The sequence below is a fragment of the aff. Roholtiella sp. LEGE 12411 genome, assembly GCF_015206995.1.
Lineage (GTDB): Bacteria > Cyanobacteriota > Cyanobacteriia > Cyanobacteriales > Nostocaceae > Komarekiella.
Map to the genome: position 1 here is coordinate 23,757 of NZ_JADEXR010000032.1, position 12,394 is coordinate 36,150.

Genomic DNA, 12,394 nt, shown 5'->3' on the forward strand with positions numbered 1-12,394 from the left:
CTCCTCGTTTTTGGTAATTAAGGAAAACGTCATAACTAATTACCCATCATCACATCTTTAACAAATACCAGTCCACTATATAAATGAAAAGCTGGGTTTCAATTAGTCTGTTCCCTACGAAGCAGGTGAATGTCAGATTGAATGTTACCCAGCTTTTCTGTTTGTTACTTTGTCTGCAAAGGGTGTGAAATCTGACCAAATTAGGACTTACACATTGACAAAAAATACCAAATATGAATCAACTGGAAAAACCATATCTTTCGTAAGGGCACAGCATAGTCTATTTACGAGCACAGGATAATTAAGAAAAGCCTGAAACAACCTATTTTGGGATGCATTTGTACAGTGCGTAAGTTCGATTCTTAACTAAACCCTATGCAAATACATTTACTTCACCAGCAGTAAAAGCAACTCGCCCTTCATTAACACCAAAGCTCAGGAAATGAGATAATGGATTAACTCTAGCAGCAGCTACATCTGGGTTAATTTCCAGATAACGTGAGCTATCAAAAAATGCAGATGGATCACGTCCTTCAAATCCACCAAAGGTAAAGTAATGTTGTGCGGCAGTCGTTAAGCCTTGATCTACCGCCTGTTTGACGTCAAGATTATTGTTGAGATATAAGCTCGTATCAAACAAAGCGTTTGGATCACGTCTCTCAAACTGACCAAATGATGCAAAGTGCTGTGCTCCAGAGGCAAATCCCCCCTGTGCTACAGCTTGTGCTACATCAGGGTTTTGGGTCAAGTAAAACTCTTCATCAACAAGACCAGTTAGTAAATCGGCTCTTGTGCTAAAGGATGGATTGGGTTTAGTCAGTGTAATGCGACCCCCATCAAATACTAGTATTTCAACCCCTGTCAGCGTATCAACTCCATCGAATCCAGTCACATTAGCAATAGTGCGAGTACCTGTAATACTATAGCTCTCGATATTGCTATTAAAAACCGCCACATCTCTACCAGCACCGCCATCGATAAAATCGTTACCACCGTTACCTTTAAATGCGTCATTACCTGTCCTACCAATCAAAGTGTTATTACTTTGATTGGCAATAATGGAGTCGTTTTGGCCCGTTCCTATGACATTAACGAAATTTTCAACTCGGAAGTTAAGATTACCTAAGTTAGGGATATCACGTACGATCAGACGATTGTTGGATAAGTCAATCTTGAAAGAAGTAATGCCGTTATTTGCTGCTAAGCCACTAATTGTATTAGCCTGTCCAAAAGAGCCGACGATTTCTTCAACATTAATAATGCGATCAGTTCCTACGCCACCTTTATTAACAACACCAACGGCTTCCAGAGTTATTGCTGTTGTTAAGCTACTATAATCAACCCGATCACTACCACTACCTCCAATCAGAATATCATTACCTGCGCTACCAAATATAAAGTCGTTTTCTGAACTGCCAACTAGAATGTCATCACCAGAAGTACCCTGAAGAATTACCATAAAAGCTTGGCTCCTCAATTATTAAGCAAATAATATACTAATAACAGTATACTAACCGCGCATAAAAAGTAAGGGGTATTTGAAATACATAACAGACGTTGCATTGCAACGTCTGTTATGTCAACGAAAATTGGTCGTTTCTATGTCCTGCACGCTTTTCAAAAGAAATCAAAGCAGGGAATTAAAACTCCACAGGCTGATGTTGACCTGATTAAACAACGCTATAAGGACGCAGTGGCAAGGGAGAAACAAGAATGACACAAGAACCCGTTTTTGAAGAAAGCAGTGGCAACGTATTCGTTGACCTCGGTTTATCTAATGCAGATGAACTTTTTACTAGGGGAAAGATAGGGATTCAGGTACTACGCCTTTTGAAACAACGCCAGCTAAAACAGCGTGAAATCAGTGAACTTCTTGGCATTCCCCAACCAGAAGTATCTCATTTGATGAAAGGAGAGTTTCAACGGTTCAGCGAGGGTAAACTGCTCATTTTCCTCAAGCGACTCGATACGGAAATTACCTTACATCTTCGCCCTCGTCACGCGCCAGGGCAATCTGCTGAAACTGTGATATCGCTATAAGGCAGGATGGAAGGGCAATCGCTACAAGACTTACGCGCAGGTAACGGAAAATCATAGATGCATTCGCGCAGCGTCTCGTAGAGAAGCGGCTTTTGCCGATCTGTTAGCGACGCAGGAGCGTCACTTTTCAAGACAGGCTACTAATGCACATTTGAGTGATGTCTCGCCCAAAGATGACTTTGCGTGAGATATAAATCATTTATACTTCGCAAGCTGCGGTAATCAAGGATAAAGCTACTACTGGGGCTGTAACTGCTCGGAGGATGCGGCGACCTAGAGAAACAGGTTGGAATCCAGATGCGATCGCACTCTCAATTTCTTTTACTGTCCATCCGCCTTCGGGGCCAGTTGCAACAATAATTGGGCCTTTTTCTTTGTCCTGTAAGCAATCTTTTAAATGGGGAGAGTCGCCACGAGCTACACAGATATATTTCTGGCTATTTGTCAATGACAAATCACTGTTGATTGATGATAAACCAGTATTAAAAGCAACAGCTTCTAAAATTGTCGGCACAAAAGAGCGCTCTGATTGCTCAGCAGCTTCGGTGGCGATGCGTCGCCAGCGTTCGAGCTTTTGGGGACTGGGATGAAGTAAGGTGCGATCGCTCAGCACAGGAGCAATACAGGCTACTCCCAACTCCGTACAACACCGCACTACTTCATCGAATCCATTGCCTTTGGGCAACGCTACTATGAGAGTAATTAATACAGGTAATTCGGTTTCTACTGTAAGTGGTTCTAAAACCTGTGCCTGTTCTCCTTCTAGCTGTGACAACCACCATTTTCCCTTACCATCCATTGCAATAAAGCGATCGCCCTCACGCAAACGCAACACACGTCCTAAGTAATGTTGCTGCTGTTTGGTAAGTAAAATTTGCCCTTGTTGGAATTGAGAGGGGGCGATCGCAATTCTTTGGAATTGAGTCATGAAATTTTTCGCCCTGCTTTCTGGAGGTGGATCTAGTTTTTGAACAGCTTGCGATCGTCAACGACTTTTCTAAAATGCTGCAAAATTTGATGAAAATTAGTCCTCATCTAAGTAGAATGTCTTGTTCTTCAGCTCAACCTGTGAACCAAAAAGTAGCAACTATTCACCCATTAAGTGGCTACAAATTTTCTTCCTCATCTATAAACAAAGATTCTAAATCTCGCTAACCACTCGCAACACGAGTAACACTAATTCCGTTATCTCTGGGATAGTAAAATATCTAAATTAGAAGCTCCCGTTAAGTCTGCGACTAGAACGGGAGAGAACATCACGATAAATTGTTTCAGTCTGAGGGATATTCTGCTTGGAAAAAGGGGAATTCTCAGGTGAATTTTCGATTTACAACAGATTTTTTAAGTAAATCTCTACCGCCTCATTAACTAGCTGAGTCATGGGCTTACCTTGGCGAGTTGCGGTTTCCTTCACCTTGATGTAAATGTCATCTTGCAGGCTGACGCGACGCCGCGCTTTCCCGGTAGCAATGGTAGTATTAGCGATCGCTACTTCCTGATACCCACTCTCTTCTGTGATTTCTGCAATAGTAGAGTCTGCCATTGTCTCCATCAAACCATCAGCATCGTCTGTAGTCTCTGCCGTTGCAACAGTTTGAGATTCGTAATTAGCAGCAAATTCACGGATGGCATCAAAACCAATGCGATCGCAAAAATCACCGAAGCTTTCCCCAGATTTCCGTGAGTGTTTGAAGTAGGTAAAAATGGGTTCTAACTGGGTTTCTAAGTCGTTATGGTGCAGGCGTTCCATGTAAGGTAGTGCCAGTCTGGTTTGATCTGGCGAACCCCCTAACCATAATTGGTAAGATTCTGGAGCACTACCGACAAAGCCGAGTTCTGCTAAGTAGGGACGAGCGCAACCGTTGGGGCAGCCTGTCATTCTTACCACAAAATATTCATTTTGTAAACCTAATTTATCCAGTAGGTTGCGAATTCGCTCCAAAATGCCTGGTATTGCCCGTTCTGATTCGGTGATTGCTAAGCCGCAAGTGGGCAAAGCCGGGCAAGCCATTGCATAACGCACTAAAGGCTCGATTTTTTCTGGTTCAGAGACGACGCCATGATTATTGAGAATGTCTTGAATAGCTTGCTTATTCTCTAGTTCGATGTCGTAAAAAATCAAGTTATGGTTAGGCGTTAGGCGAATGGGCAAGTTAAATTGCTCGACAATTTCTCGTAGGGCAGTTTTCAGTTGAAATGAACCTTCATCTTTAATCCGGCCATTATCAATGGAAATTCCTAAGAATAACTTGCCATCGCCTTGTTCATCCCAGCCGAGGAAGTCTTGATATTTAAACTCTGGCAGTGGTTTGAAGGGTTCCACTGGTTTGCCAAAGTATTCCTCAACTTGAGCGCGGAATTTATCCACACCCCAATCGTTAATTAGATATTTTAATCTGGCATGACGGCGGTCAGTGCGATCGCCATAATCTCTCTGGGTGGCAACAATCGCTTTCACGACATCATAAACATCATCTTTGGCCACATAGCCAATTGCATCTGCTAGCCTAGCAAATGTTTCTTCTTTATTGTGTGTCCTACCTAAGCCGCCACCAGCAAAGATATTAAATCCCTCTAATTTTCCCTGCTTATTGGTAATTACTACCAAAGTAAGATCTTGGGAATACAAATCAACCGAATTATCTCCTGGCACTGTCACGCAAATTTTGAACTTACGCGGCATGTAGTGCGTGCCATAAATCGGTTCTTCAGTGCCATGAACAATTGTGCCATTGCCATTGCGCTGTCGGGCTGCTTTCACCTCTGGATCTTCTTCTCTTTGAGACGCTGCGCGAGCAGCACTAATTGCCTTTTCTCCATCTAACCAAATTTCGTAATAAGCGCCCGTTTGTGCTGACAGTAAGTCAGCAATATTCTGAGCATACTCCCAAGCATACTGGTATTCTGGGCGATTCTTATAGGGTACTGGTGGTGCCATTACATTGCGGTTGATGTCGCCACAAGCTCCCAAAGTCGAACCCAAATTTTTGACGATGGTGGCAATTGCTGTTTTGAGATTCTTCTTTAAAATCCCGTGCATTTGAAACCCTTGACGGGTGGTTGCTCGCAATGTGTGATTACCATATTCATCAGCCAGCTTGTCTAAAGCCAGATACAGCTGCGGCGGTACTAAGCCACCTGGATTTTTTGTCCGCAGCATAAATTGATAATCTTTCTCCTGACCTTTAGCGCGATTGTCACGGTTATCCTGCTGGTAAGAACCGTGAAACTTCAGGAGCTGTACTGCATCTTCGGTGAAGTGGGTTGTGTCCTGAAGTATTTCGGTTGCTACAGGTTCACGCAGAAAGTTACTTTTTTCTTTGATGCCTTCTACTTTGGAAGGCTTACGGTTGACTATGGGGGGAGCAGATTTAACCATTAGTAAAGTTGTTATAGTATTCTCAATAAGACATCAGTGAACGGCAAAGCTGCAAAATATGAGCATTATTGCAGCTGTATCCCCGGTAATCCGGCCGGAATAATGGGGAATATTTTAATTTTACCACGCTGAAAGCTGGCTTTGTGAGTGAAGCAACACTTAACAAAACATGCTTGTTGTAGCTGTGCATTTTGAGTGCCGAGTCCTAAGTAAAGTATAGATTGACTTAGGACTCAGTAATTTTTTTTATTGGAAGCGATAGCCAATACCACCATTGATGCTTCCGCTGTTAAGCTAAAACACCTGAAAGCTTGCATATTGACTCATGAGGGTTGTCCAGAGTCAAGAGGAGCCAGTCACGTGCGGGGGTTCCCCCCGTTGAGTGAACTGGCGTTCAATAGTAATTCTGGACTCTGGAATGCGTGACTTTTGACAGTCTAAACGCTCATAATATGCAAGTTTATTTGCGTAATAGCTTAGCAACACCAGTACCCTTTTTTATTTGAGCAGAAGCTTTACTATCTGATAGAAGAATAGGAGCAATTCTTAATGAAGACAATGCAGCAATTGTCAGAAAAGAGTTTATAAAAAGTTTCATAAGCTTGACCAAAATTTATACTTTTTACTTGTATATTCTAGGTAAAAATCTAGATAGATATGTTCTAAATAATCTCTAATTTTGGTTAGATAATTATTACTAATAACACACAAAAATGCAGTTAAATTATTTTTTTATTCTGCGAATAAGCTGTTAGAATTACATTTCAAGGCTTTTCAATTAACTTCTTTAGCAATTAGTGGGCGCTTTTGAAACTGGCACAAAAGCTGCAAATAAAAATTAGTCAGTATATGGTAAATAAAATCTCTAATTAATACTTTTGAGCCAAATTTTTCACATAAAATTAAACAATAGGCTGTAACATCTATTGCAATAAGCCATAGAGGGAATCTATTAAGTTAAGTTTTAGTAATTCTCATGGAGATTGAATAATGCTAACCGCTGCAAAAACGTTGTCTGGTTTGATGGGTTTATGTGTCGGTGATGCGTTGGGTGTGCCAGTGGAGTTTACTAGCCGCACTGAACGAGTCAAATCTCCAGTAACGTGCATGTTGGGTTATGGCACATGGAATCAACCACCAGGAACTTGGTCTGATGATAGTTCGCTGACGTTTTGCTTAGCAGAATGTCTTTGTAGAGGGTATTCGTTGGATGCCATAGCTAATTCCTTTTGGCGCTGGTACAAGGAAGCTTACTGGACTCCCCGTGGCGACGTATTTGATATTGGACAAACTACCCATACTGCAATTATGCGCTTGAAACAGGGAGTTCAACCCCATCAGGCAGGTGGCAAGGTTGAAAATAGTAATGGCAATGGTTCTTTAATGAGAATTTTGCCGATGGCTTATTGTCACAGAAACTTAACTTTGGGCGAATTATTGGCGCGGGTGCATGATGTTTCTGCGATTACTCATGCTCATGCGCGATCGCAAATGGCCTGCGGCATTTATATTAGTATTGCTGTGGCACTCTTAGAAGGGGCTAACCCGCAAACAGCTTACTTACAAGCATTACAAGATATCCAAACAATTTATTCTGTGCGGGAATTTTTGTTAGAAAAGCCGCATTTTGGTAGAGTCTTCAGTGGTGAGATTGCTAAGTTACCAGTAGAAGAGATTAATTCAGGCGGCTATGTGGTTGACACCCTGGAGTCATCGCTGTGGTGTTTGTTAAATAGCTCATCCTACTCTGAAGCGGTACTGAAAGCTGTTAACTTGGGCGGAGATGCTGATACTACAGCTGCTGTAACTGGTGGGTTAGCAGGAATTTACTACGGTATGGAAAATATTCCCCAACAATGGATTAATCAAATTGCTCGTAAACAGGACATTATCTACTTAGCAGAGCGTTTTACAAGGGCTGTCTACAGCTAGTATTGTTCCTCACGTTACTTAATTGTATAAATGGTTATTTTATTTGCTGCTAGGACAACAGCGGTTCCAAGGTATACAGGGATTGTTGATACTTTAGCTATGATGCGTTCTTGGATAGTTGAGGTGAGTGCTTCTAAATCGGTAGTAGCTTCTTTCGTGAATTCAACACAATAACTCATTCCCACTGCAAACCCAGTTTTTTTGCTACTTCTTCAGCCGGAACTCCACTTTTTCCCGCTTGAGTGCGCCGTAAGGAGTCTAGTAGTTGCTGCTTCACCTCTGGCTTTACTTGTTTGCCTTCGTCGGGGTCAATCAGCAGAGATTGAATGGTTTCAGTAACAGTTTCCTGAATAAGTAGCTTGAGTTCTTCTATAGTCAAATCTTTGACTTGCATAGGATCGATAAATAATAACTGTTTATCTTATTGTGGCATTTAGCAGAGACATAGACACAGAGTTGCTTCTTATTGTGTCTCCCTGTCTTTTGGTGGAGGAGATAAAAACCCCGTTTGGCAGGATGGTATTTTTATTCATCAGTCTCAGGTATTACTTCTTCTGCTGTCGCTTCATTCTCAGAAATGTCAATGGCTTGTAAAACCTGTTTAACTATTTTTGGGTGCAATATTTTTCCTGAATGAAAAGGAATCACTACTCTCACTTTTTCTCGAAAATAAATCCTGTGACTTCCTTTACTTCTAATTTGAATAAAGCCTACATCTAATAAAAGTTTTTCAGCTTCTGTTGCAGTCAAACGTGGCAGCTTAGGCAACTTTTACCTCCAAGGTTATTGTGAATATCTCCTTGTTATTAAGCGCCTGTTTTTCTGAATTTGACAAGGTTTCTATATAAAGCTCAACTGCTTCTTTAATATTTGCCTGTACTTCTTCTAGGGAATCACCTTGAGATTGACAACCAGGAAGTTCAGGACAATAAGCATAATATCCATATTCATCTTTTTCGATAACAATGCTAACTTTATACGACATATCAAAGTTACCTTTACTCGTTCAATAACTATTATCACTTCTCATCCCTCTCCTGATATCTTGCACCAGGCGACTGGAAGTCGCGGCTACACAGGCAAAACCCGCTTGCGCGGGTTGAAAACTTTGATTTTGTATTAGTCCGCGTGGTGCGCTTCGCGCAGCGCAAGCGCGATAGGCGGACTTTGTTTGTATGGCCGCGATTTCTAATCATCTGGTGCAAGATATGAGTCTCTCGTTAGGAAGGCTTCCTAGACAGCACTGACCCAGAGTTATCAGGAATTGTCCTTTCCCTGATAGATAAACAAGGTAAGTCCCAAAGAGGCTTTTTACGACTCACAGATATCTTTAAACTCAACTTCCCGGCAGAGTTGGTGGTGCTGAGTGCCTGCGAAACCGGGCTAGGTAAAGAAGTTAAAGGAGAAGGGCTAGTGGGGTTGACAAGAGGATTAATGTATGCACATGCCGCGCGGGTGGTAGTCTCTTTATGGAACGTTGATGATGAGGCGACATCGTTATTAATGAGCCAATTTTACAGCCAAATATTGCATCAAGGGAAAACTCCGGCTGCTGCCCTCAGAGCCGCACAACTAAAAATGTGAGAACAAGAAAAGTGGCGCAACCCCTATTCTTGGTCGGCTTTTACCTTGCTGGGTGAGTGGCGGTGAACTAATTCGTAATTCGTAATTAAGTTTTGTAACGGGTATTTAGACAGTAAAGAGTGAGGAGTTATGAAAATCCTGACTCCTCACTCCTAGCTTTTAACTTGCTGAGAAATCCACTGTAAGTAAGCTTGAGAACCGGCAACAATTGGTAAGGCAATAATTTCTGACACTTCATAAGAGTGCATTTCCCTAATTTTGGCTTCCAAAACAGGGAATTGCGCCAAATCAGTTTTAATCAGTAATTGCCATTCTTGCTCTTTGTTCAGTTGTCCTTGCCAAGTGTAAATTGAGTGAATTGGTAACAGACTTACGCAAGCAGCAAGTTTAGCTTTTACAAGGGCGTTTGCAATTGCTTCCGCCTCCTGTAGGTTGCCAACTGTCACCAATACCACACCATAGCTAGCAGGTGTCTCCATAACCTCTAAAGCGTGGTAGACAAGGAATAGACCTGACCATCAATCAACAGTCGTGTGATGCCCTTGGCTTGCAGATGAGTCCGAGCCTTGTGCAACATTTTACTATCGGGAACTTTAATTACGCGATCGCGCTTGGTAGAGAAGCGCTTTGCCACTCGATGATTATCAAACACAGGCAAAGTCTTTTGCTGGTTTTCGAGGTTGGGAATTTGTCCCAAGTCGCCAAAGTCCTTGAGTGGTCGCGTAATTAACTCTGAAGAACGGTCTATCACCAGATAGCAAGTTTTGGGCAAATGAGCTGCCGATAGTGGTAAAACTTCAACTGGTGCTTCACCTGGTCTTCGTCTTGCGACTAAAGGTCTTGGCTCGTCGAAGTCTTCATCTTCGTAATCTTCCTCCTCGAAATCGTCCTCTTCTAAATCGTCCTCTTCTAAATCGTCTAGCTCCTCTGATTCATCTAGCAAGTCTTCGCCTAACATTTGAGCGATGACGGTTGCTTCTGGATGCTCCTGCTCTAGGATAGGGCTAGGGATGCTTGCTATTTCCGGCAGCTTCGGTTCTACAGGTTCTAATTTCTCTGCTACTCTTAGCCGTGGTTTTTCTTCCGCTGAGGAGCGTCGCCGCACTCGTCTACTAGCAATTGACTCTGCCTCGGTAGAGTCCTCTGAGTAAGGTTCCCCCTTGACCACAGGCGGCTGTGGTTCAATATCCGGCAACTTTAAGCGAGGGCTTCCGTTGGTGGGAAGTTCTTTCTCTGGCTCTGGCTGAATCAACAAAGGCAACTGCTCGTAGTTTACCTGTGCTCTGCCTTCTGGAGTTCTAGCAGCACGTTTTAAAGAAACGAGATATTCGTACTCCTCTTCCTGCAAGGTACTTTTAAGCAGGCGGCTAATTGTCGAGTTACTGACTCCATAGCGGTCTGCCAAAGTTGAGGTTGTTTCGGCAGTCTCTCGATATAACTTAAGAATTTCTTGCTTGTCAGAATCTGTTAATTTTCTCACGGTAGACACCAAAAATCTTTGCTAAGCTCGTTTTCGTCCGCTGGTACGTCGCGATCGCCTTAATGATGCGTCATATTCTAGAACAGCTCCCATACCAAATAAAACTCCACTAAACACCCAAAACACTTCTAATATCTCCCCACTTTGATAATTGGGCCCCTGGGCATATTTAAACCACATATCTGCAATGTAGAGCGAAAATGCTGCCGCTGCAATCATTCGCCAAGACTGGGAAACTCTTCCTCCCCAAAAGGCTAGCAGTAGAGTGGTGGCAATAATTAACAGAACTACATCGCTAACTACATAAAACCAATTCAAAATAGCTACTAGCAGCTCTGAGGAAGTTGCCTGTTGCATAGAAATCCACCATGCCAACAAACTACCGAACACTGCAATTGCCAACACAATTAGCCATTGCCATCTCTCCAGATTGATTCGTCTGGAAGCCACAGCTAAAATCATGCCTGCACCCAGAAACAGATAAGTCAGTACAAAAAATATATCGCCTAAAGACACATCCGGTTCTTCTTTTAAAACTATTTCGGTGTAACCAAAAATTATCCCCCCTATAAAATAAGAAAGCATACCTAAGCCAATTGAGAGCCACACATTCCGACCACTGACAATTTGCGGACTAAGCCAGTTCCTCAAGCATAAGATACAGGCACCCAGATAAGCGAAGGCTTCAAAAATATTTGTCCCAACCACATACCACTCGGCACGACTTTCCATGCCATCTGCTGCGGGAATTTTAGCGCTAAACAACAAAAAGTATAACAGTGCCAGTACGGCCCAACCCATACTAGCTATGACAATATTCCCCGTGGTGAAAATGGATTTAGATCGCAATGAATTGTCGTAAGAGCTATGCATATAGGCTTGATTATGTAAATGCACTCTGGCAGTATTTCGGCTTACAGAACTGTGTGGCTAGCAGTTTATCTGCCAATCTATGCACAATTCGATGCCAAAGGGAAGTGCCAGTGGCAGTAAATTTATGAAACATTTTCCATGCTACTGCCACAATTTACTTATTGGCGATTGATTTAGCCAACTGGTAAACAGCGATCGCTCTGCCTCTGGCATATCTTCTAACCTATAAAGCGCCTGATGGGCAAAATTGGCGTTGCCAAAATATGCTTTTCCTAATCGATGCAGTTCTTGCAAAAGGCTAACTAGATGATTTTCTTGCCAAGTGGGCAGTTTGGCTGTTTGCAAAGGATTCGTAGACATCAAGTGTTTAACTGCTTCTAGGGAAGATGCTTGAGGAAATTGCTTCTGCTGTAATACTTCTGCAATATCTTTTTCAAATAATGCTGCTTGCCGAGTCCCTAAAAACTCTTCAATGTCGATATAAACTGCTTGCAGTAGCAAAATACTGGCTTGGATTAAAATCTCCGTCTTGCCATGACCACCTGTGTCACTACCTAGCTGATCTAACCGGATTTTACCCCAAACGCTAAAGCGCTCCGGTTCTTCGAGCAAGACACAGGCTTTACCCCGATTATCGGTTAATTCTCTCCACAAGGCTCTAGCTTCTTCCTCTTGACTAGCTTTGAAGACACTAATCAAGCGAAAGGTCTGCCCCTGATAATGGAGGATCGGCACTTGCTGATCCCGTTTTGGGTGCTGAATACTTGATATTTCAACATCCTGCCGTTTGAGAATAAACATGGCACTAGCAAATAACTCCTCACAGGGGCATTTTTAATATCGGATAAATAATTGCATTTGGCAGCATCAGCAAGAGTAAAATTACTTAACATGCTGATGGAATAAGCTTAGCGATCGCGGTATGCTTCTCCAGGGAAGCTGCCCAAAGGGCATTGAGACTGACAGGCAAATAACTCCTTGACAACACAATATATCTGACCAATACCCCATATACTTCGTTTTTAGTGTACATTGACTGACTAGCGACTTGGATCTTAGCCTTGCTAGTGGTAAATCTGCAATTTTCGATTGCTTGTTGGTAAGGG

General features: G+C 42.5%; 14 protein-coding genes and 1 pseudogene. 4 read left to right on the top strand and 11 right to left on the bottom strand.

Features of this window, described 5'->3' with window-relative positions:
- Positions 1-373: 373 nt before the first annotated feature.
- On the bottom strand, positions 374-1,459 hold the full coding sequence (locus IQ246_RS09955; protein ID WP_194002554.1) for a hypothetical protein: 1,086 nt from the start codon (positions 1,457-1,459) through the stop codon (positions 374-376).
- Positions 1,460-1,576: 117 nt separating this feature from the next.
- Here IQ246_RS09955 and IQ246_RS09960 point away from each other — a divergent pair, with 117 nt between their 5' ends.
- Both IQ246_RS09960 and IQ246_RS09965 read left to right on the top strand, forming a co-directional pair.
- Positions 1,577-1,717, top strand: coding sequence for a type II toxin-antitoxin system RelE/ParE family toxin (locus IQ246_RS09960; protein WP_194002506.1), 141 nt, complete (start codon positions 1,577-1,579; stop codon positions 1,715-1,717).
- A complete protein-coding gene (locus IQ246_RS09965; RefSeq protein WP_194002508.1) occupies positions 1,714-2,040 on the top strand; it encodes a helix-turn-helix domain-containing protein in 327 nt (108 codons plus the stop codon). The genes IQ246_RS09960 and IQ246_RS09965 overlap by 4 nt, the downstream gene beginning before the upstream one ends.
- A gap of 199 nt (positions 2,041-2,239) precedes the next feature.
- Here IQ246_RS09965 and IQ246_RS09970 read toward each other — a convergent pair whose 3' ends face one another.
- Entirely contained in the window at positions 2,240-2,968 is a 729-nt protein-coding gene (locus IQ246_RS09970; protein ID WP_194002510.1) for a 16S rRNA (uracil(1498)-N(3))-methyltransferase, read from the bottom strand.
- Positions 2,969-3,367: 399 nt separating this feature from the next.
- A complete protein-coding gene (gene sir / locus IQ246_RS09975; protein WP_194002512.1) occupies positions 3,368-5,419 on the bottom strand; it encodes a sulfite reductase, ferredoxin dependent in 2,052 nt (683 codons plus the stop codon).
- Between the two features lie 990 nt (positions 5,420-6,409).
- Between sir and IQ246_RS09980 the strand changes: the two genes are divergently transcribed.
- The gene (locus IQ246_RS09980; protein WP_194002514.1) at positions 6,410-7,351 is read left to right on the top strand and encodes an ADP-ribosylglycohydrolase family protein; all 942 of its coding nucleotides are present in this window, start codon (positions 6,410-6,412) and stop codon (positions 7,349-7,351) included.
- A 14-nt stretch (positions 7,352-7,365) separates the two neighbouring features.
- Here the strand turns inward: IQ246_RS09980 and IQ246_RS09985 are convergent, their stop codons facing one another.
- The 4 genes from IQ246_RS09985 to IQ246_RS10000 all read right to left on the bottom strand — a co-directional run bounded on the left by IQ246_RS09985 (position 7,366) and on the right by IQ246_RS10000 (position 8,336).
- Entirely contained in the window at positions 7,366-7,530 is a 165-nt protein-coding gene (locus IQ246_RS09985) for a type II toxin-antitoxin system RelE/ParE family toxin (protein ID WP_194002516.1), read from the bottom strand.
- Entirely contained in the window at positions 7,527-7,745 is a 219-nt protein-coding gene (locus IQ246_RS09990; RefSeq protein WP_194002518.1) for a hypothetical protein, read from the bottom strand. The genes IQ246_RS09985 and IQ246_RS09990 overlap by 4 nt, the downstream gene beginning before the upstream one ends.
- A gap of 131 nt (positions 7,746-7,876) precedes the next feature.
- Positions 7,877-8,119, bottom strand: coding sequence for a type II toxin-antitoxin system HicA family toxin (locus tag IQ246_RS09995; protein ID WP_194002520.1), 243 nt, complete (start codon positions 8,117-8,119; stop codon positions 7,877-7,879).
- A complete protein-coding gene (locus tag IQ246_RS10000) occupies positions 8,112-8,336 on the bottom strand; it encodes a type II toxin-antitoxin system HicB family antitoxin (RefSeq protein ID WP_194002522.1) in 225 nt (74 codons plus the stop codon). The genes IQ246_RS09995 and IQ246_RS10000 overlap by 8 nt, the downstream gene beginning before the upstream one ends.
- A 242-nt stretch (positions 8,337-8,578) precedes the next feature.
- On the opposite strand from IQ246_RS10000, the pseudogene IQ246_RS10005 reads away from it, so the two are divergent.
- Positions 8,579-9,001, top strand: a pseudogene (locus IQ246_RS10005) (CHAT domain-containing protein); the annotation flags it as partial.
- 86 nt (positions 9,002-9,087) lie between these two features.
- Here IQ246_RS10005 and cutA read toward each other — a convergent pair.
- From cutA to IQ246_RS10025, 4 genes are all read right to left on the bottom strand, one after another.
- Positions 9,088-9,414 carry a divalent-cation tolerance protein CutA gene (cutA, locus tag IQ246_RS10010; protein WP_194002523.1) on the bottom strand — a complete coding sequence of 109 codons (327 nt, stop codon included), beginning with the start codon at positions 9,412-9,414 and terminating at the stop codon, positions 9,088-9,090.
- Between the two features lie 5 nt (positions 9,415-9,419).
- Positions 9,420-10,415, bottom strand: a complete 996-nt coding sequence (locus tag IQ246_RS10015) for a transposase (protein WP_194002525.1) — start codon at positions 10,413-10,415, stop codon at positions 9,420-9,422.
- A gap of 21 nt (positions 10,416-10,436) precedes the next feature.
- Positions 10,437-11,288, bottom strand: a complete 852-nt coding sequence (locus IQ246_RS10020; RefSeq protein WP_194002527.1) for a hypothetical protein — start codon at positions 11,286-11,288, stop codon at positions 10,437-10,439.
- 141 nt (positions 11,289-11,429) lie between these two features.
- Entirely contained in the window at positions 11,430-12,089 is a 660-nt protein-coding gene (locus tag IQ246_RS10025) for an Npun_F0813 family protein (protein ID WP_194002529.1), read from the bottom strand.
- Between the last annotated feature and the right edge of the window lie 305 nt (positions 12,090-12,394).